The sequence below is a fragment of the Marivita sp. S2033 genome (assembly GCF_046592965.1).
Classification (GTDB): domain Bacteria; phylum Pseudomonadota; class Alphaproteobacteria; order Rhodobacterales; family Rhodobacteraceae; genus Marivita.
This window is the reverse complement of the sequence record NZ_JBISBV010000001.1, coordinates 279,824-298,620: the sequence shown is the minus strand read 5'-3', so window position 1 is coordinate 298,620 and position 18,797 is coordinate 279,824. Positions and strand designations below refer to the sequence as shown.

The 18,797-nt window shown below is 59.1% G+C and carries 19 protein-coding genes; 8 read left to right on the top strand and 11 right to left on the bottom strand.

Annotated elements, in window-relative coordinates:
• The first annotated feature begins 33 nt into the window (after positions 1-33).
• The 5 genes from ACGKZZ_RS01445 (at position 34) to arfB (ending at position 4,543) form a co-directional block, all read left to right on the top strand.
• Entirely contained in the window at positions 34-1,374 is a 1,341-nt protein-coding gene (locus ACGKZZ_RS01445; RefSeq protein WP_411221649.1) for an MFS transporter, read from the top strand.
• Positions 1,371-2,291 (top strand): penicillin-insensitive murein endopeptidase, encoded by a 921-nt coding sequence (gene mepA / locus ACGKZZ_RS01440; RefSeq protein WP_411221648.1) that lies wholly within the window; start codon positions 1,371-1,373, stop codon positions 2,289-2,291. The genes ACGKZZ_RS01445 and mepA overlap by 4 nt, the downstream gene beginning before the upstream one ends.
• A 24-nt stretch (positions 2,292-2,315) precedes the next feature.
• The gene (locus tag ACGKZZ_RS01435) at positions 2,316-3,140 is read left to right on the top strand and encodes an esterase-like activity of phytase family protein (protein ID WP_411221647.1); all 825 of its coding nucleotides are present in this window, start codon (positions 2,316-2,318) and stop codon (positions 3,138-3,140) included.
• A gap of 92 nt (positions 3,141-3,232) precedes the next feature.
• Positions 3,233-3,862 (top strand): queuosine precursor transporter, encoded by a 630-nt coding sequence (locus ACGKZZ_RS01430; protein ID WP_411221646.1) that lies wholly within the window; start codon positions 3,233-3,235, stop codon positions 3,860-3,862.
• 258 nt (positions 3,863-4,120) lie between these two features.
• Positions 4,121-4,543, top strand: coding sequence for an alternative ribosome rescue aminoacyl-tRNA hydrolase ArfB (arfB, locus tag ACGKZZ_RS01425; protein ID WP_411221645.1), 423 nt, complete (start codon positions 4,121-4,123; stop codon positions 4,541-4,543).
• 98 nt (positions 4,544-4,641) lie between these two features.
• Here arfB and ACGKZZ_RS01420 read toward each other — a convergent pair whose 3' ends face one another.
• The 5 genes from ACGKZZ_RS01420 to argH form a co-directional block, all read right to left on the bottom strand.
• The gene (locus ACGKZZ_RS01420; protein WP_411221644.1) at positions 4,642-7,236 is read right to left on the bottom strand and encodes a TIGR02302 family protein; all 2,595 of its coding nucleotides are present in this window, start codon (positions 7,234-7,236) and stop codon (positions 4,642-4,644) included.
• 36 nt (positions 7,237-7,272) lie between these two features.
• Positions 7,273-8,538, bottom strand: coding sequence for a diaminopimelate decarboxylase (gene lysA, locus ACGKZZ_RS01415; protein WP_411221643.1), 1,266 nt, complete (start codon positions 8,536-8,538; stop codon positions 7,273-7,275).
• Positions 8,539-8,652: 114 nt separating this feature from the next.
• Complete coding sequence (locus ACGKZZ_RS01410) at positions 8,653-8,970, bottom strand: DUF2834 domain-containing protein (RefSeq protein WP_411221642.1); 318 nt, start codon at positions 8,968-8,970, stop codon at positions 8,653-8,655.
• On the bottom strand, positions 8,970-9,143 hold the full coding sequence (locus ACGKZZ_RS01405; protein ID WP_411221641.1) for a hypothetical protein: 174 nt from the start codon (positions 9,141-9,143) through the stop codon (positions 8,970-8,972). The genes ACGKZZ_RS01410 and ACGKZZ_RS01405 overlap by 1 nt, the downstream gene beginning before the upstream one ends.
• Positions 9,140-10,531: an argininosuccinate lyase gene (gene argH / locus ACGKZZ_RS01400; RefSeq protein ID WP_411221640.1), complete on the bottom strand. Its 1,392-nt coding sequence runs from the start codon at positions 10,529-10,531 to the stop codon at positions 9,140-9,142. The genes ACGKZZ_RS01405 and argH overlap by 4 nt, the downstream gene beginning before the upstream one ends.
• Before the next feature lie 22 nt (positions 10,532-10,553).
• Between argH and ACGKZZ_RS01395 the strand changes: the two genes are divergently transcribed.
• Positions 10,554-11,120, top strand: a complete 567-nt coding sequence (locus tag ACGKZZ_RS01395) for a TlpA disulfide reductase family protein (RefSeq protein WP_411221639.1) — start codon at positions 10,554-10,556, stop codon at positions 11,118-11,120.
• 238 nt (positions 11,121-11,358) lie between these two features.
• Here the strand turns inward: ACGKZZ_RS01395 and ACGKZZ_RS01390 are convergent, their stop codons facing one another.
• The 3 genes from ACGKZZ_RS01390 to ACGKZZ_RS01380 form a co-directional block, all read right to left on the bottom strand.
• A complete protein-coding gene (locus tag ACGKZZ_RS01390) occupies positions 11,359-12,180 on the bottom strand; it encodes a sugar transferase (RefSeq protein ID WP_411221638.1) in 822 nt (273 codons plus the stop codon).
• Positions 12,181-12,253: 73 nt separating this feature from the next.
• Positions 12,254-13,570 (bottom strand): UDP-glucose dehydrogenase family protein, encoded by a 1,317-nt coding sequence (locus tag ACGKZZ_RS01385; RefSeq protein WP_411221637.1) that lies wholly within the window; start codon positions 13,568-13,570, stop codon positions 12,254-12,256.
• A gap of 138 nt (positions 13,571-13,708) precedes the next feature.
• Positions 13,709-14,152, bottom strand: a complete 444-nt coding sequence (locus ACGKZZ_RS01380; RefSeq protein WP_411221636.1) for a c-type cytochrome — start codon at positions 14,150-14,152, stop codon at positions 13,709-13,711.
• 252 nt (positions 14,153-14,404) lie between these two features.
• Here ACGKZZ_RS01380 and idi point away from each other — a divergent pair, with 252 nt between their 5' ends.
• Positions 14,405-14,953, top strand: coding sequence for an isopentenyl-diphosphate Delta-isomerase (idi, locus tag ACGKZZ_RS01375; protein ID WP_411221635.1), 549 nt, complete (start codon positions 14,405-14,407; stop codon positions 14,951-14,953).
• An 88-nt stretch (positions 14,954-15,041) separates the two neighbouring features.
• Positions 15,042-16,433 (top strand): DUF4214 domain-containing protein, encoded by a 1,392-nt coding sequence (locus tag ACGKZZ_RS01370; RefSeq protein ID WP_411221634.1) that lies wholly within the window; start codon positions 15,042-15,044, stop codon positions 16,431-16,433.
• 16 nt (positions 16,434-16,449) lie between these two features.
• Here ACGKZZ_RS01370 and ACGKZZ_RS01365 read toward each other — a convergent pair whose 3' ends face one another.
• Genes ACGKZZ_RS01365 through ACGKZZ_RS01355 form a run of 3 tightly spaced genes read right to left on the bottom strand, consistent with a single transcriptional unit; the run spans position 16,450 to position 18,727 of the window.
• Positions 16,450-17,031, bottom strand: a complete 582-nt coding sequence (locus ACGKZZ_RS01365) for a Smr/MutS family protein (protein WP_411221633.1) — start codon at positions 17,029-17,031, stop codon at positions 16,450-16,452.
• A complete protein-coding gene (locus ACGKZZ_RS01360) occupies positions 17,028-18,071 on the bottom strand; it encodes a murein transglycosylase A (RefSeq protein WP_411221632.1) in 1,044 nt (347 codons plus the stop codon). The genes ACGKZZ_RS01365 and ACGKZZ_RS01360 overlap by 4 nt, the downstream gene beginning before the upstream one ends.
• Complete coding sequence (locus tag ACGKZZ_RS01355) at positions 18,068-18,727, bottom strand: Tim44/TimA family putative adaptor protein (RefSeq protein ID WP_411221631.1); 660 nt, start codon at positions 18,725-18,727, stop codon at positions 18,068-18,070. Before ACGKZZ_RS01355 ends, ACGKZZ_RS01360 begins: the two co-directional genes overlap by 4 nt.
• Positions 18,728-18,797 lie beyond the last annotated feature (70 nt).

Genomic DNA, 18,797 nt, shown 5'->3' with positions numbered 1-18,797 from the left:
TTTCCCGCTCATAAGGCGAAAAGAGGATCGGGCATGGCAGACGGCACATTGCGCAAGCGCATCTGGGGATGGTTCTTTTTCGACTGGGCCAGCCAACCCTATAACACTCTGCTGATCACCTTCATCTTCGCACCTTACGTCAAGGAACTGATGGGCGACGGCAGCGCGGCGCAATCGGCCTGGGGCTTCGGCATTGGCGCGGCGGGGTTAGTGATTGCGCTGCTTGCACCCGTTTTGGGCGCATTGGCCGATACTGGCGGCAACCGGATGCGCTGGATCTGGCTGTTTTCGGGAATGTATGTTGTCGGTGCGGCAGGCCTTTGGTTTGCGGTGCCCGGCGATTTCAGCCTGATTGCGATCCTGACGTTCTTTGCCATCGGCATGATCGGAATGGAGTTTGCGACAACGTTCACCAACTCCATGCTACCCGACCTTGGCCCACCCGAAGAGATCGGGCGCATTTCCGGCAATGGCTGGGCGTTCGGCTATCTGGGCGGGCTTGTCGCGCTGGTCATCATGCTGGCCTTCTTTGCCGACAATGCCGACACCGGGCTTACCTTGATCGGGCTTGAGCCCGCCTTTGGGCTCGACCCGGCGATGCGAGAAGGCACGCGGTTTGTCGGGCCTCTGACGGCGATCTGGTTCGTGGTGTTCATGGTGCCGTTCTTTGCCTGGGTGCGCGATCCCAAGTCGCATAAAGCACCCAAAGGCGCTGTAAAGCGCGCGTTACGAGAATTGCGCGCAACGATCATTCGGCTGCCGCAGGAGCGATCGTTGTTTGCCTATCTTGCGTCTGCAATGTTCTACCGCGACGCTTTGAACGGAATGTATGCATTCGGCGGAATCTATGCAGCAGGTGTTCTGGACTGGAGCGTTCAGAATGTCGGCATTTTCGGCATCGTCGCGATCATCGCGGGCGCGTTTGCCGCATGGATGGGTGGCAAGGCAGATGCGCGCTTTGGGCCAAAGCGGGTCATCGTGACGGCCATTCTGGTGCTGACCGCCGTCGCGATTTCCATCGTGCTGATTTCGCGCGATGCGATGTTCGGAGTTCCGTTGGAGCAGGACTCCGCCCTGCCCGACATCGCGTTTTACATCAACGGCGCACTGATCGGCGCGGCAGGGGGCGTGCTGCAAGCGGCCAGCCGCACGATGATGGTGCGGCAAGCCAACCCGGACCGCATGACCGAGGCCTTCGGCCTGTACGCGCTGGCTGGCAAAGCGACCAGTTTCCTCGCGCCGTTGCTGATCGGTATCGTCACGTACATGAGCGGATCACAGCAATTGGGGGTCAGTCCGGTGATAGGGCTTTTCCTGATCGGGCTTGTGTTGTTAGTCTGGGTAAAACCAAACGGGCATCGGGCAGTGACATGAAACGGTTTACGCTTCTTTTAGGACTGGCATTATTTCTGACGGCGTGTGGTAGTGATAGCCCGCCGCGCAAGACCGAAGCGGCGGCATCCCCCGCCCGCGTCAGCGGCGTATTGAGCACACGCGAGGCCAAGCAGCTGTTCGGCAAGATGAGCACCGGATCGCAGCAATCGTCTGCGGCGTTCGGTGGGTATTCCAAGGGCTGTGCCGCCGGTGCCGTGCAATTGCCGGAAACCGGGCCGACCTGGCAGGCCATGCGCCTGTCGCGCAACCGCAATTGGGCATTGCCGATAACGGTGGATTTCGTACAGGATCTGTCGCGCGTCGCGGCGCGCGAGCCGGGTTGGGGCGGGCTTTATGTCGGCGACATGAGCCAGCCGCGCGGCGGGCCGATGCTGACCGGACATGCGAGCCACCAGATCGGTCTTGATGCAGACATCTGGATGCGCCCGCCGGATCGCTTGAACCTGTCGCGGACCGAGCGCGAAAACATCTCGTCAATCTCGATGCGCCGTTCCAACGGGGCTTTTACCAACGATAAGTGGACGAGATCTCACCACAGTATCCTCAAGGCAGCGGCCAGCGATCCGCGTGTTGCACGCATCTTTGTCTTTCCCGGCGCCAAGGTCGCCATGTGCAATGCCGAAAAGGGCGATCGCACGTACCTGCGCAAGATCCGGCCTTGGTATGGGCATCATTATCATTTCCATGTGCGCCTGAACTGCCCGAAGGGTATGCGCGGGTGCGAGGATCAGGCAGCTCCGCCCGCCGGGGATGGCTGTGCGGACGCCCAGCAATGGGTGAACAACATTCTCAACCCGCCACCGCCCGACCCCAACGCGCCGCCGCCGCGCAAGCGCCGGGAACTCACGGTTGCGGATCTGCCGGCGCAATGCGCCACTGTCCTGACGTCGAACTGAGTTGACGATGAAGCACGCTCCGCTTTGACTGAAAATCGCACGCAGGCGCAGTTTCTGTCGTCATACGACTGGACGGAAAACGACAGGAGCTTCGGCGGCTATTCGGGGATCACACTGTCTCCGGATGGCACACGTTTCAAGTTGCTGAGCGACCGCGCGCATCTTCTCGAAGGGACAATTACCCGGCACCAAGACCGCATCATCGGCATTCGCAGCTCTGCGCCCATACCGCTCAATACTGATTTCGCAGTCGATGGCGTCGACGTGTGGGACACGGAAGGAATGGCGCATGATGCTCTTGGGCAGCTGTATATTTCGCTCGAAACCGACAATATCATTCTGCGGCGCGATCTGGACGGGACATGGTCGAAATTGCCGCCCTTCCCCGAGATCGTGTCGCTGCCGCGCAACAAGGGATTGGAAGCGCTGGCCGTATCAGGAAACGGAGCCGTCTTCGCGATCCCTGAATCCTCGGGCAACTTGCACACGCCGTTCCCGGTCTACCGCTACCGCGACAGCGGCGCATGGGACATTCCGGTTCGCCTGACACGAAGCGACGGGTTCTTGCCGGTGGGGGCCGATTTTGGCCCGGACGGCTTGCTGTACGTTCTGGAGCGTCATTTCGGAGGGTTCGGCTTTTCCAGTCGTGTGCGCCGGATCGATGCGGATGGGGCGTCGTTGCAGACGGGCGAGATCGTTTTAACGACAAAAATCCGCCAGCACGACAATCTGGAAGGGCTTGCGGTTTGGCAAACGGACACGGGCGATCTGCGTCTGACAATGGTGTCGGATGACAATTTCCAGTTTTTCCAAAAGACCGAGATCGTCGAATACGCTTTGAGCAAATAGCTTGAACCTCTGCTCGAGCCGCTATACTCACCGCGCCATTCCCGCCGGTTGGGAATCAAGTCCCCGCTACCTTGGCAAAACGGGAGTCACACATGACCCGCGCACATATTCCCGGCATCCTCGCGATGGCCGTTATCGTGTTGGCCTCCAACATTCTGGTGCAGTTCCTGTTCGGAAACTGGCTGACATGGGGGGCGTTTACCTATCCGTTCGCGTTCCTTGTCACAGATCTGATGAACCGCCTCTACGGCCCCAGTGCCGCGCGGCAGGTGGTTTTCACCGGCTTTGTGGTCGGTGTTTTCTGCTCCCTGGCTGGCACGCAAGTCCAAGGCGAATTCGGACCGTTGGTGACGATCCGCATCGCTCTGGCATCCGGCGTCGCCTTTCTGAGCGCTCAGCTTCTTGACGTCGCGATCTTTGACCGGCTTAGACGGGGCGCATGGTGGCGCGCGCCACTGGCATCGACACTGGTCGGTGCATCGCTTGATACTGCGCTGTTCTTTTCCATCGCGTTTTCCGGCACGCTGGTCTTTCTTGATCCGGCCAATGACGTGTCCTGGGCCGGCGAACTGACACCGGTTCTGGGAGCGGGGCCGCTCATGCCCCTATGGGTATCTCTGGCGGTCGCCGACTGGCTGGTAAAGCTCTCGCTCGCGCTGATTGCATTAATCCCTTTTCGGCTCATGGTGTTGCGTTTTCGCAAGAACGCGCCGTCGGGTTAAGAAAACATTTGCAATAAATCCAAAGCATGCCACCTTGAAGATGCTTTATTTTAACAGCTGAAAGGAGGTGTCCAGTGTCGAGAGAGGTATTGGAGAGAGGTGTCGGAACAGTTCGCGAGGTGCGCATCTAGGGCAGCCCCTGATGACGACCCGAACGAATTGGTGAGGACCTAACCGGCCCCGCCTCCGTAAGTCTCGAAGGGCCACCTTTTCGGTGGCCCTTTTTGCGTCCCGCGATTGGCGATAGGTGTTGACCATATGCTGAAAATTACCGACGCCATCATCATTGAGGACTGGGAACTGACGGAACAGTTCATCCGCGCGTCCGGCCCCGGCGGGCAGAACGTCAACAAGGTGGCAACTGCGGTTGAATTGCGCTTCGAAGCGGAGCGCTCGCCCAACCTGCCCGGCCCAGTCAAAAACCGGCTGCGCCGGATCGCCGGTCGGAAATGGACCAAAGAAGGCGCGCTTGTCGTGCAGGTTGATGAGACACGCTCGCAAGCCCGCAACCGGGATATCGCGCGTGACCGGCTGAAAGAGATGATCGTCGCGGCGTTGAAACCGCCCAAGCGGCGGGTGGCGACAAAGCCGACCTACGGATCCAAGAAACGGCGGTTGAAGGCCAAGAAAGTGCGCGGCGAGGTGAAATCACTGCGCGGCAAGGTCGATCCAGAAGAATGATGCCTCCGGTTTCGGGTTGGCATTGCCAATCAGACAGAAGCGAGGGGCCAGCCCCTCGCGCTCCCCGAGGTATTTTGAGCCCAAAGAAGACACAAGGATCAAAAGCGGTCGAGAAGCCGTTCGAGATATTCGAGTTCTTCGGCAGGGCGTTCTCCTTCACCGGAGCGGCGGCGGATTTCGTCCAGCAGTTCGCGCGCGCGCCGATAGACATCTTCGCCTTGCAACAGGTTTTCATCGGATCCGATCTGGCCGTCCGAGCCCACGCTGCGGCCAAGCGGGTCGCGCTGCCGTCCCGGATCGGCTCCTTCTGCCACTCCTTGCTGGCTCTGGCCCTGCTGTTGTTGCGCTATCGCATCGCCGAGGTTGCGCATGCCTTCGCGCAGGGCTTCCATCGCTTCGGACTGGTTGTCGATCGCCCCGGCCAGATCGTTTTCGCGCAATGCCTGTTCTGCGCCTTCCATAGCGCCTTCCGCACGCTCCAGCGCTTCGCGGGCCGCATCGCCGGCTTCGGTTCCCGCACCCGGCAAGGATCGTGACTGGCGGTTCAGTTCCTGTCGCAGTGCATTCTGGCGGTCGGCAAGGCTCTCTTCGAGGCTCTGCCCGTCACCGTTCTGGCCTTGTTCGCCTTGTCCGGGCTGTTGACCCTGCCCCTGCTGGCCTGGCTGCCCCTGCTGGCCCTGTCCTTGCTGACCCGGCTGTTGGCCCTGTTGTCCGGGTTGTTGTTGACCGTCCTGACCGGGGTTGAACTGTTCCTGCAAATCGCGGAACGCCTGATCCGACAACCCCTGCTGTTCGCGCAGCGTTTCGCCCAATCCTTCCATAGCCTGTTCGCCGGGGGATTGACCCTGTTGTCCCTGCCCTTGCGTAACCTGCATGTTTTCCATCATCTGACGCAATTGTTCGAGCGCCTCTTGCGCCTCGGCCATGCGGCCTTGTTCCATCAGTTCCTGAATGCGATCCATCATCGCCTGAAGATCGCTCTGGTTCATCTCCACCATGTTCTGATCGTTCTGCGCGCTTTGCTGATCGGGGTTGTCCTGCTGGGCCTGGCGGGACAGTTGGCGCAGATAATCGTCGGTGGCGTCGCGCATTTCCTGCATCAACTCGGCGATTTCCTCGTCCGAAGCGCCGTTGCGCATCGCCTCTGCCAGCCGGTCCTGGGCGCGTTCGAGCCGCTCAAGCGCATCTTGCAGGTCGCCCTCCTCAAGGCGCAGCGCCAAATCCCACATTGCCTCGGCAATCTCGGTCTGCTGATCATCGGTCATTTCGACACGCGACAGGGCCTCGACGCGGCGCAGAATTGCGCGGAGGCGCAGGTAATCGGTGGCCGAGCGGAAAGCGGAATCGGGATTGTATGAAACGGCGCGCAGCAGCATCGAGATGTCGGTGGCATTGTCGCGGTTCCACAACAGGGCGCGGCGCTGTTCAATGATCGCCGCGGCCATCGGATCGAAAAACCGCCGTCCGGGCAGGGTGATCACCTCTGGCTCCAAATCGCCGGTCTGCCCGGCATCGTCGGTCACGCTCATGTTCAACGTCACGGGCAGATTGGCCCAAGGGTGTTCAGAGAAATTGTCGATCAGCGTTTCGCTGAAATCGGCTCTGTCTCCGGTGATGGGCATCGGCAAGGGCACGTTGATCGGCGCGCGGGTTTCCGGCGCGATGCGTAGACCGTAACGTCGGTCAACCGAGTCGAGCGCCAGTTGAAACCGGGCGCTGCCCTCGACCACGCCGTAATCGTCACGCGCGGTGAAGGGGATTTGTGCTTCGCCTTCGTAACTGGCTTCGATCTCGTCGCTTCGCAGCACCTCGGGCGCCTGATCCGGGATAACGGCGATATCCCACGACCGACCGCCCGCGCCCTCGATTTCGAGTGTGCCGGACTGTGCGACGGAAAACTCCTGAGACGTTTGCATCATTGCGGCATTAGTGGGTTCGGCCAAGGCAGGGGTATTCGAAACTGTCTCGCGCACGCCCAGCGCGCCGACCTCACCGTAAAACCGCAAGGTGACACGGCTTCCCTCTGGCGCATCCAGCTGTGTGGCGGTGATGTCGTTGAGATAGATCGAAGGCAATCCGGTATAAGATGGCGGTTCAAGCCAGCCTTCCCATGTCGGGCCTGAGGCGAGCCCTGATACGGTTGGTCCCATCGCCGAAACCGATTGCACGCGCATGACTGACCCAAACACCAACGCCACCAACAGCGCCAAAGTGGCAACATAGCGCAGCGCATATGGATCGGCTTTCGACACGCGCAGGTTCGGCTCTACCGCTTTGGCGTCTTTCAGGCGCGCTTGCATACGCGCCTGATGCGCCGCCCAGACGGCAAGCGATGCGTCATCGTCAGCGCCGATGGCTTGATTGTCCATCGTGGCGAGAATGGGATTGCCCGGCATGGTCGCATCCAACCGAGCAAGCGCGGCAGGCCTGGACGGCCAATGGAACCGACGAATGCCCCACACCAGTGACCAGATCAGGCCAAACGCGAAAGCGGCCAATATGGCCCACACCACTTCAAGCCGAAGGATGTCGTGCAGACCGAGCATCAGAAACGCAAGCACGGCAAAAACAAGCGACCAGAGCGGCCAGAATGACCTCACGATTGCCTCTGCGCCCATGCCGAGACGTGTCAGCGCCAGCGGCCAGCGAAGGGCATCTTTTATCTGGGCAGGCAGGTCATCGCGTGCTCTCATTCCGATCTCCCGAGGCTGGGATGGCAGGATAGCGCCCTACAGCCACGGGGGAATGGTATCGCGATTTATGATTTCGTCAAAGGTGGGGCGCTTGCGAATGACGGCGAATTGATCACCCTTCGCCAGAACCTCGGGAACGAGGGGTCGTGTGTTGTATTCGCTCGCCATCACCGCGCCATAAGCGCCGGCCGACCGAAAGGCGACCAGATCGCCATCCGCAAGCGGCGGCATCATACGGTTTCGCGCGAATGTATCTCCGGATTCGCAAACGGGGCCGACGATATCATAGGGTTGCTGCTCGACGCCGGGTTCGGCCTCTTTCACAGGAACGATATCATGCCATGCATCATACATCGCCGGGCGAATAAGGTCGTTCATCGCCCCGTCCAAAATCAGAAACTGGCGATCCTCGCCCTGTTTTACATAGATGACCCGTGAGACGAGAATGCCGGCATTGCCGACAATCAACCGTCCCGGCTCGATCTCGATCTCGCAGCCGAGATGGCCAACCGTGCGCTTGATCAGAGCGCCGTATTCGGAGGGCAACGGCGGAGCCTCGTTGGAGCGCGTATAGGGAATGCCCAAGCCGCCCCCCAGATCAAGCCGCTTGATCGTATGCCCGTCAGCGCGCAATTGCTCGGTCAGATCGGCAACCTTTCGGTAGGCCAGCTCATACGGTTCCAGATCGGTCAGTTGCGAGCCGATATGAACGTCTATGCCGATCACTTCGATCCCCGGCAACGCCGCCGCTTCGGCATAAACCTCGCGGGCGCGGGCAATCGGGATTCCAAACTTGTTTTCGGACTTGCCCGTGGCGATCTTTGCATGGGTCTTGGCATCGACATCGGGATTCACCCGTACGGTGATCGGCGCGATCTTGCCCAAACTTGTCGCCACCTCCGAGATGACGCGCATCTCGGGTTCGCTTTCGACATTGAACTGCCGGATGCCGCCTTCCAGTGCAGCGCGAATCTCGGGCCGTGTCTTGCCGACGCCGGAAAAGACGATCCGGTCACCGGGAACTCCGGCGGCGCGGGCGCGGGCGTATTCGCCGCCCGACACAACATCCATCCCTGCCCCCAAATCCGCCAGCGTTTTCAGGATTGCCTGGTTGGAGGCTGCCTTCATCGCGTAGCAAACGAGATGGTCCATGCCCGCAAGCGCGTCGTCGAAAAGCTGGAAGTGCCGGGTCAGTGTGGCGGTCGAGTAAAGGTAAAACGGAGTGCCAACCGCAGCCGCAATATCCGAGACAGCTACATCCTCGGCATATAATGTGCCGTCACGATAGAGAAAATGATCCAAGGTCGCCTCCGAGAACAGACCGCGTCGCAGTAGCGTACACAAGTCCGTCGCGCCACCCCCCTGCTCTTCTCTTTTCTAATCTGCCAACCCCGCCAGAGCCACCTGCGAAGCGGCTCAGGCAATCGGGCGCGCGCGCAGGAACAGGTAAAGCGGCAAGCCGCAGCTGACGCCGATCCCGAACGTCGCCGGGATCGCGATGAGCGCAGACCAGTTTCGCCGAACCGCCACTTCAGCGATGATCCAGATCGTCAACGTGATCGCGGCAATGGTCAGATCCCAGGTCAGGCCGGTCGTCGCATCATTTACATACCATGCGTCGATCATCGCGCTCAGCGACCAGCCGTTGCCTTGAAACCATGCGATGAAATAGGCCATCGGATGGATCGCGCCCCAGACGGCCAAGGCTAGATAGAGCCAGCGCAGCGGCGTCATCAGAACGCGACTCCGGCGCTAACGGGGCCGCGGCGCAAAACAACGCCTGTCGACGTGCGCATGCCGTCCGAACCGACCGAGACCGTGGTGTTCACCGAAGGCCGGATCGGCGGGTCATCCGCGCCACAGGCTGTCAGCACCAACACACTCAATGACAATAAACCGACTTTCATCCCAAAACCCCTTTCCAGCGGGTGATCTGCTCGCGCACGCGAACCGGGGCGGTGCCGCCGAAACTTGTACGACTGGCGACGGAATTATGAACGCCCAACACCTCGAACACATCATCGGTGATGGTTTCATGAACCGATTGCATGTCTTGCAGGCTCAGGTCGGGCAAGTCGCATCCTTTCTGTTCCGCCATCGCCACCAGTGACCCTGTCACATGGTGTGCATCCCTGAAAGGTAGGTCGAGCGCACGCACGAGCCAGTCGGCAAGATCGGTGGCCGTGGAAAATCCCGCCGAAGCGGCGGCCTCCAGCGCCGGACGGTTGGCGGTCATGTCGCGCACCATGCCTTCCATCGCGGCCAGCGCCAGCATCCAGTTGTCGGCGGCGTCGAAGACCTGTTCCTTGTCCTCCTGCATGTCCTTGGAATAGGCCAGCGGCAGCCCCTTCATCACCATCATCAAAGCGACGTTCGCGCCGAAAATCCGCCCGATCTTGGCGCGGATCAGTTCGGCCGCGTCCGGATTCTTCTTCTGCGGCATGATGCTCGATCCGGTGGAAAACCGATCCGACAGGGTCACGAAACGGAACTGGGCCGAGGACCAGATCACCAACTCCTCGGCAAAGCGCGACAGGTGCATGGCGCTGATGCTGGCGGTGCTCAGAAATTCCAGCGCGAAATCGCGGTCGCTGACCGCATCAAGGCTGTTGGCCATCGGGCGGTCAAAGCCCAGCGCCTTTGCCGTCATATCGCGGTCGATTGGAAAGGACGTGCCGGCCAATGCCGCAGCGCCCAAAGGCGATTCGTTCATGCGCTTGCGGGCGTCCTGGACGCGGCCAAGATCGCGGGCGAACATCTCCACATAGGCCATCATGTGATGCCCCCATGTCACCGGTTGTGCAGTTTGCAGATGTGTGAAGCCGGGCATCACCCAATCGACCCCGGCCTCGGCCTGTGTCAGCAAAGCGCGGATCAGCGCGGTCAGGCCTGACGCGGCTGCATCAAGCTGGTCGCGCACCCAAAGGCGGAAATCGGTGGCGACCTGATCGTTGCGCGAGCGACCCGTATGCAAGCGGCCTGCCGGCTCGCCGATCACCTCTTTCAAACGCGCCTCGACATTCATGTGAATGTCTTCAAGCGCCGTCGAGAAGGCAAACTCTCCGGACTCGATCTCTGACAAAACAGTGAGCAGCCCTTCCCGCATCGCCTCGGCGTCGCTATCCTTGACGATGCCTTGCGTGGCCAACATGGCGGCGTGGGCTCTTGATCCGGCGATGTCCTGCTTTGCCATACGTTTGTCGAACCCGATAGAGGCGTTGATCGCCTCCATGATCGCGTCCGGCCCGGCGGCGAAACGGCCACCCCACATCTGGTTCGAGGATTTGTCCGACATATACTGGCCCTTCGGAGGGAAAATGAAGAAAACGTTTGCCGCCATGCTCTATACGGGCCTTGTGATGCTTGCAAATCCCGGCTTGGCCGATCTGGCCGCTGCCGAAGCATTGCGCGACGGGGATATGAAAAAGCTGACCTTCCACAGCGAAGCAAAAGATGCCGGAACATCAGAGTTCACGACCTTTGACGGTGACCCGCTTTCGCTGGCCGAGTATCAGGGGAAATGGGTGCTTTTGAATTTCTGGGCGACGTGGTGTGCGCCATGCCGCAAGGAAATGCCGATGCTGTCAGCGCTGCAAAGCGAATTCGGCGGCGATGACTTCGAGGTGGTTACCATTGCGACCGGCCGCAATCCGCCGCCTGCGATGCAATCGTTTTTCCAGGATATCGGCGTCGACAACCTGCCGCTGCACCGCGATCCCAAATCCGGACTGGGGCGGGAAATGGGCGTTTTGGGCCTGCCGATCACGGTCATTCTGAATCCTGAGGGCAAGGAAGTCGCGCGGATGCAGGGTGATGCAGATTGGGCATCGGACAATGCCCGAGAGGTGTTGCGCGCAATTCTGCAATCCGGAACGTCGGGCTAGGTTATAGGATCCGCAGGAACTTTGGCGCGGCCCCCGCCGCTGACATGGCACACAGCACTTCACCTCGGATAACGAGTCGTAGCTGCAAAGTCGCGCCCCCGCGCGTGCCGTTATCTGCCGTTAGACCAAAGCTCCTGCGCGACAGCGGTGGGTGTCCCATGCGACCGTGTTCCGCGATTCGCGGCATCCGTGAGCAAAGAGAGAGTATGGACGTGGTCGGAGACCAGACGCATGGACATCACCAGTGTTCGAGCCCCCGCCCGATGGGATAGCTTTTGTCAGAATTGTGGCGCGCCGCCAAGGGTTTTACCACTTTCACGCGATCCAAAGGCCGCCTGATGAACAATCTTGAGATACGAGCGTCACTGTGTTCAGAGCGAAGATCAATGGTGCCGCAATTGCGGCATAAACCAGCAACACGCGCTCGATCTGCCGCGACGTTCAGCGCCAGAATCACCCGCGCCGTCTGCCAGAGAATCCAAAGATCGCATCCGACCGACTGGCGGTCTGCGTAAAACCGATCAAGCCGCATCTTTTTAGGCAGGATATCTCGCCGATAGACACGCTCGACCTCGGCAGAGGTTCGCGCAGACCCAAGAACCCGCGCTTCGCGGTGAGTGTATTTGATGGTGCCCAGCCCGGTGATGCCCGGTGGTGATTTGAGTGTTTGGCTGAACAATTCCGGAAAATTTCTGACCATCAGTCTTGTCGGCGGGCGCGGGCCGACCAGGGACATATCTCCGATCAGGACATTCCACAGTTGGGGCAACTCGTCCAACCGCCACCGGCGCAAGAACCGGCCCAGCGCTGTCATCAAGTGCACCTTGCTGCCACCGGTTGGCAGACCGTCATCGACACCCCGCATGGTTCTGAGCTTCCACATCGTGAACGGTTCATCCATTGTGCGCATCCGGATCGCGCCAAAGAAAGGCGAATGTCGATCGCAAACAGCGATCAGAACGGCACAGGTTACAATAAGCGGACCACACGCCAGTAGCATCGGAAGCGCGACGCATAAATCGAGCAGGCGTTTGAGGTTTGGCGCTTTGATGTTTCGCACGTGGCATCAGGCCTCGGGTTCAGGACAAGTGCCAAGATAACCGTGCAAAGCTTAACGGGCTGTTAACTTCAAATCATGCGTAACCGATACGTCCGACGCTTTCATAGGCGACGAACCCCGCTTCCTTTGCTACCTCGCCATTATAGATATTGCGCAGATCGGCCATCGCCGGCCGCGCCATATCTTCTGCCATCCGCTTCAGATCAAGGGCGCGAAACTCGTTCCATTCGGTCAACAACACCAAAAGGTCTGCCCCCTTTACGGCTTCATACGGGTCTTCCTCCCAGTGCACTCCGGGCAGCAGTGCCTCGCCTTCGTGCTGGCCTTGCGGATCGCAGACACGCACCTTAGCGCCCCCGCCGACCAACGACGGCACGATGGTCAACGATGGTGCATCGCGCATGTCGTCCGTATTGGGCTTGAAGGTCACTCCGAGGACAGCGATGGTTTTTCCATTGAACGATCCGTCGCACAGATCCTGCAATTTGCCGATCATACGGCGCTTGATGTCCTCGTTGACCGCGATCACAGCTTCGGTGATGTACATCGGGCTCGCGTGATCCTGTCCGATACGCGCCAGCGCCTTGGTATCCTTGGGAAAACATGAACCTCCATACCCCGGACCGGCGTGCAGGAACTTGTTGCCGATGCGGTTGTCCATGCCCATTCCCTTGGACACCTGTTTGACATTCGCACCCACCTTTTCACACAACGCCGCGATCTCGTTGATAAAGGTGATCTTGGTCGCCAGGAAGGCGTTGGCGGCGTATTTGATCATCTCGGCGGATTCCAGATCGGTGGTCACGATCGGAAAATCACGCAGGTAAAGCGGGCTGTAAATGTCGGACATAACAGCCGCCGCTCGGTCGGTTTCAACGCCGACGACAACGCGATCCGGTTTCATGAAATCGTCAATCGCCGCACCTTCGCGCAGAAATTCCGGGTTCGACGCGACATCGAAGTCGAGATCCGGATTGGCGGCGGACACCACTTCTCGGACCTTGCGGTTCGTGCCCACAGGCACCGTCGATTTCGTCACGATCACGATGTAGCCCTTGGCGGCTTTTGCGATCTCTTCGGCAGCGGCCATCACATAGGTCAGATCCGCATGCCCGTCGCCCCGCCGCGTGGGCGTTCCGACCGCGATGAAAACCGCCTCCGCACCCTCGACCGCCCTGTCCAGATCCTGCGTGAATTCAAGCCGACCCGCCTCAACATTGCGGGCCATAAGGGCTTCAAGTCCGGGTTCGTAGATCGGCACCTTGCCGTCATTCAGCATGTCAATCTTGCGCTGATCCTTGTCGACGCACACGACGTTATGTCCAAAGTCCGAAAAACACACACCCGACACCAGACCGACATATCCGGTCCCAATCATCGCAATCTTCATACACTCGTCCTTTGATAATCACTTTGTTCTGCGGTTTCACGCCACAGGCGTCAACACCCCAGTCCACACGACATGAAAAAAGGGCGCCCGCGACGGGGCGCCCTTTTAAACCTTCAAGCAGCTGGACCGCTCGTTAACTCAGGATTCCGGCTCTGGCGAGACGGAAACGAGATAGGCGTAGACATCTTCTGCGCCCTTGCGCAGCTTGAACGACATCTTGGAGCGTGCGCCTTTGTCGTCCAGATACTCGGCAAGGAACTTCTTGGGGTCTTCGGCATATTTCACGAAGTTTTCCTCGTCCCAGACAAGGCCTGCTTCGCCGGCAGCGACCAGAGAGTCACCGTAGCCTTTGAAATCCTCGACCATACCGGCCTGACGCCCGATGACGTTCCAGAGGTTCGGACCCGTGCGGCCGCCTTTAACAATCTCGGTTCCGTCGTCGGACACGATCATGTGGCAGGATTTGCACTTGTTGAATTCTTTTTCGCCAGCAGCGGGATCGCCTGATCCGGCGTGGCTTTCTGCGAATGCGGCCCCGGCGAAAGACAGCGCGGTGACGGCGGTTGCAACCATAAACTTCATGTTGAACTCCTTTATCGTTCGCGTGCTTTTAGCGCACGGTCGGGTTGGAAACCAATGGAAAGGCCATTGGGTTCCGCTTCATCTTGTCGCGAATCTGGCACAGCTTGTAATTGATGTCGATCATATTCAAATCATTGGATATATAGACATATTCTGATTGCGACGTGCAATACAGGGTCAGTTTCGGGTAAAGGAATGCGCGAGAGTGCCCTGCCCTGCACGCGCCGAAGCAAGATTGGAGATCGCCTTCAAATGTCGCAGACATTCATTCCCGCCTGGCTTGATGATCGGCTTGTCCCGGTGGAGAAGCTCGACGTGCATGTAAGGGGTTTGCGGCACAAGGCGGTGTCGGTTTTCGTAATGCAGAACGACAAAATCCTGCTGCAGCGTCGTGCCCTGGAAAAGTACCACACGCCCGGGCTCTGGGCGAACACCTGTTGCACGCATCCCGAGTGGGACGAGCCAAGTCTTGACTGTGCCGAGAGGCGGTTGAGCGAAGAACTGGGTATCACGGGCATTCCGCTGGAGTACCGCAATCAGCTGGAATATCGCGCCGATGTCGGCGGTGGCTTGGTCGAACATGAGGTGGTGGATATCTTCGTGGCACATGTCGATGCGGCCCCTGCCATGAAAATCAATCCCTTGGAAGTGATGGAGACCCGCTGGGAGCGTTACGACGATCTCGAGCACGAGGTTCGCAGAGAGCCTGGCCGCTTTACGCCCTGGTTGCGCATATACCTTGAGGAGCACGCATCTCAAATCCTTGGCGACTTGGCGATTTCCCGTACGTCACCAGCGTAATACAGCCAATTTTAAACATATTAGCTCCTGTTTCTTGCCCCAGTTTATGCCTAAACCTTTAAGTGGGGCTCGAACTGGGGAGTTTGGGATGTCTGCTGCTGCTACTGCCGCCAGTGATCTGGAACGGTACATGCTGGATCTTGTCAACGAAGAACGCACGAGCCGTGGCCTGAACGCCTTGGTTCTCGACAAGGTTTTGAACGGATCGGCGGACGCACATTCCGTTTGGATGCTGGACAATAACGTGTTCAGCCACACGGGCGCTGGCAATTCCACTCCAACCGAACGCATGACAGATGCGGGTTTTGATTTTGCCGGATCGTGGCGCACGGCGGAAAACATTGCAGCGCAAAGCGAACGGGGCGATTCGGGTCTGTTCGACGATGTGTACGATCTGCATCTGGCGCTGATGAACAGTACCGGACATCGCGAGAACATTTTGACTCCCGAGCTGGAAGTCGTCGGGATCGGCATTCAAACCGGGACCTTCACCTACAGCACCGGCACCTATTTCTCGGTCATGGTGACGCAAAACTTTGCCATGACCGGCGGTAGCACAACGCCCGACATCCCTGAACAGGTGGCAGAACCGCCAGCAGTTGTGGAGACGAGCGGCGTATTGGTAGGCACATCCACCGCAGAAAACCTTGTCGGCACCGAACAGGACGACGTTTTCACAGGATCGGGCGGCAACGATATCCTGTCTGGCAATGGTGGCTTTGATACGGCCGTCTATATGAACGACGCCGAAAATTACGGCATCACGATCAGTCGCGGATCTATCGTTATCGAGGATCGCAGCGGTGCGGATGGCGTTGATACGTTGAACAGCATCGAAGCTTTGGAGTTCGCCGATAGCACGTTTGCGCTGGAGCAATTCACCAATGTCAGCACTCTGACCGACGCCGATATGCTGGCGTTCTGCGAACTGTATGTCGCCTACTTCAACCGGGCACCGGATTCCGCCGGGCTTTTGTTCTGGGGCTCCCGTCTTGCCGACGGCATGACGATGCAAGACATCGCCCGCGCCTTTTTCAACCAGCCCGAGACTCAGGCGCTTTACGATGGCGCGAATGGCAATTCTGACTTTGTAACCGCAGTATATTCCAACATTCTGGGTCGCGACCCCGACGCGGACGGCTTTGCCTATTGGGTCGACGTGCTGAATTCCGGCGCTGTCGAGCGCGCGGAATTCATTCTTGCCATGATCGACGGTGCCAAAGCGCCATCCGGCGGCGCGAGTGATGCCGATTATCTGGCAACCAAGGCCGAGATCGGTGCCTATTTCGCGGTTGTGAACGGGTTGAACAATGTCGACGTTGCGCGCAGCGCGATGCAAGGGTTCGACGGTACAGATACGTCAGTGTGCGAAGTCAAGGACATGATCGAAGCGCATGCCGATGTCGCCAATTCCGCCGAAACGTCAGAATTTACCATCAGCGTGACGGGGATGCTCGAAGACGCATTGGATTGGGCCTGATGATCGGGCAGGGCGTTTAACCGCGACCTGGTTTTCGCAGATAAACATAATATGCACCACCTCCGCCGTGACGGGTATGGGCCTCTGATACGTCGAGCACGGCTGTGTTGAGAGGCGCCATCTTGAGCCACATGGGAACTTGCCGCTTCAGCACGCCGCGCTGTCGGGGCATGGGATCGTGCGGATCTCCACGCTGGCCTTTGCCGGTGATCACCAGGACAAGTCTGAACCCGCGTGAATATCCCGTCAGGATAAACCGTGTTAGTGCCGGATGGGCCTGATCCAGCGTCATCCCATGCAAATCAATCCGCGCCTCGGGAACCAGCTTGCCCCGCCGCATCTTGCCGAATGTCTTCTTGTCCATATTCGGCTTGCGCGATGCAGGTTGCGGAGTCGTGATCTGCCCGTGCGGCAATGGCGCATTGGCCCCGATTCCGAACGCTTTCGGCAAATCCATCGGTTCGCGCTCCTGCACGCGCGGGGCCGGCGGGTCGGGTGTTTCCTTGGCGCGGCGAAGCGATCCCGGCAAGGGCGTGGTCGAATGGGCGACCTTGCGCCAAAGCTCCCGCTCCTCGGCTCTCAGTCGGCGACGGCTCATTGCAGCGCCTCGGGCAGAAAGGCATAGGCGCGCTGGATCGGCATAAGAACAACCATGCGCCCAGGATCCTTGATCTTGCCTGCTTTCCGGCCGGCTGCATCGCCTGTGCCAAAGAACACATCGGCCCGTTGTGCACCCTTGATGGCCGATCCGGTATCCTGCGCAATCATCAGACGGCTCAATGGGGTGCGCCCCTTTTTCTCGATCCAGACGGGCGCACCTAATGGGGTAAATGCGGGATCAACAGCGATCGAGCGCATCGGCGTGATCGATCGGTTCATCGCTCCGAGCGGCCCTTTGTCGGACGGGACTTGGCTGACTTCACGGAAAAAAACGTAGGATTCGTTGTGAAACAACAGCGCTTCGCCCTCTAACGGGTTGCGACGCACCCAGTTCTTGATGACATCGGCAGACACCTGATGCGCCTGGTAGACGCCGCGGCGCACGAGTTCCTTGCCGATAGAGCGATAGGTGTGACCGTTGGCTCCGCCATATCCGACGCGGATCATGCGCCCGTCGGGATAGCGCACGCGACCTGATCCCTGCACCTGAAGGAAGAAAAGCTCGACCGGATCGTCGACCCAGGCGATTTCGAAGCCGCGCCCGTCCATGACACCGCTTGTCAGAATATCCCGCCGTGTCAGCCAAGGCCGCATCTCTTCGGCTTCGGGCGGCATTTTGAATATCGGAAAGCGATAACGATCCGTGCGTATCGGGGAGCCGTTCAACTCAGGTTCGAAATATCCCGTGAACAGTGTATTGGCACCATCGGTGACCAGAACGGGGCGGAAGAACAGTTCAAAAAACTGTTTTGCGTCGGTCGCATCGAACGCGAGCGCACACAACGATGACCAATCCGGGCCGTCCAGATCTCCGCATGTGTTCTTGAAAACCGTCAGGGCAGCCGCGTGATCGTCGTTGTCCCAACCCTCCAGATCATCAAAGCCGAGGATTTTATAGGTTGGTTCCGTTTGTTCGGGCACGGCTGGTCCTGCAATCATTGCGCTCAGGAAAATGGCCGCGCCGAGCCGTCGGATCATTCGCCCGTGGCGACAAGCTGCCAATTGGGATCATCCGCACCCATGCGACGCCCAAAGGTCCAGACATCTTTCTGTCGCTTCATCTGGGTTGTCGACCCCTCGATGATTTCACCAGAGCTGTCGCGCACGGCCGATGTCATCTCACCGATGAACCTGACGGAAATTTCGGCAGTCTGCGTCTCTTCGTGGAAAGTTGCGTCTGAGAGGGTCATTTCGCGCACGCCGCTGAACTCGGCCTCGATGGTCAGACCCTGTGCCTCGCGGGCTTCGACCACTTCGGCAAAGCTCTGATAGACTTCGTCTGACAGGAACGGCTTGATCTCTGCAAGATCACCACGCTCGAACCCCATCAGGATCATCTCGTACGCACCGCGCGCACCGCCCAGAAACTCACCAACGCTGAAAGAGGGCTCCGCGCGCTTCATTCGTGCCAGGGCGTCGGCCGCGTCACTGCCCGAATCGACGTGATCAACGATATCGTGATCGGGGCCACCTTCGATAACTTCGAAGTCGCGCCGTGACGTCGGAGTTGCTTCGTTTTCGGGCAGGGACGGTTTTTCAAACCCTTCGCGCGTGCCAAGGACATTCTTCAATCGCAGGATCAAAAAAACGGCAATGCCGGCAAGCACCAAAAGCTGTATCAGCGGAGAATTCATCAGGACCTCGCCCAGATCAAAAGTGGAAACATCTTTGTTGCCTACTTATGTAGGTGTTGGGTGATGTATA

Excerpts from the sequence above, each read along its gene's own strand:
- ACGKZZ_RS01445 (WP_411221649.1), top strand. The coding sequence starts at position 34 with ATGGCAGACGGCACATTGCGCAAGCGCATCTGGGGATGGTTCTTTTTC.
- mepA (WP_411221648.1), top strand. The coding sequence starts at position 1,371 with ATGAAACGGTTTACGCTTCTTTTAGGACTGGCATTATTTCTGACGGCG.
- ACGKZZ_RS01430 (WP_411221646.1), top strand. The coding sequence starts at position 3,233 with ATGACCCGCGCACATATTCCCGGCATCCTCGCGATGGCCGTTATCGTG.
- arfB (WP_411221645.1), top strand. The coding sequence starts at position 4,121 with ATGCTGAAAATTACCGACGCCATCATCATTGAGGACTGGGAACTGACG.
- ACGKZZ_RS01420 (WP_411221644.1), bottom strand. The coding sequence starts at position 7,236 with ATGAGAGCACGCGATGACCTGCCTGCCCAGATAAAAGATGCCCTTCGC.
- ACGKZZ_RS01410 (WP_411221642.1), bottom strand. The coding sequence starts at position 8,970 with ATGACGCCGCTGCGCTGGCTCTATCTAGCCTTGGCCGTCTGGGGCGCG.
- ACGKZZ_RS01405 (WP_411221641.1), bottom strand. The coding sequence starts at position 9,143 with ATGAAAGTCGGTTTATTGTCATTGAGTGTGTTGGTGCTGACAGCCTGT.
- argH (WP_411221640.1), bottom strand. The coding sequence starts at position 10,531 with ATGTCGGACAAATCCTCGAACCAGATGTGGGGTGGCCGTTTCGCCGCC.
- ACGKZZ_RS01395 (WP_411221639.1), top strand. The coding sequence starts at position 10,554 with ATGAAGAAAACGTTTGCCGCCATGCTCTATACGGGCCTTGTGATGCTT.
- ACGKZZ_RS01385 (WP_411221637.1), bottom strand. The coding sequence starts at position 13,570 with ATGAAGATTGCGATGATTGGGACCGGATATGTCGGTCTGGTGTCGGGT.
- ACGKZZ_RS01380 (WP_411221636.1), bottom strand. The coding sequence starts at position 14,152 with ATGAAGTTTATGGTTGCAACCGCCGTCACCGCGCTGTCTTTCGCCGGG.
- idi (WP_411221635.1), top strand. The coding sequence starts at position 14,405 with ATGTCGCAGACATTCATTCCCGCCTGGCTTGATGATCGGCTTGTCCCG.
- ACGKZZ_RS01370 (WP_411221634.1), top strand. The coding sequence starts at position 15,042 with ATGTCTGCTGCTGCTACTGCCGCCAGTGATCTGGAACGGTACATGCTG.
- ACGKZZ_RS01365 (WP_411221633.1), bottom strand. The coding sequence starts at position 17,031 with ATGAGCCGTCGCCGACTGAGAGCCGAGGAGCGGGAGCTTTGGCGCAAG.
- ACGKZZ_RS01360 (WP_411221632.1), bottom strand. The coding sequence starts at position 18,071 with ATGATCCGACGGCTCGGCGCGGCCATTTTCCTGAGCGCAATGATTGCA.
- ACGKZZ_RS01355 (WP_411221631.1), bottom strand. The coding sequence starts at position 18,727 with ATGAATTCTCCGCTGATACAGCTTTTGGTGCTTGCCGGCATTGCCGTT.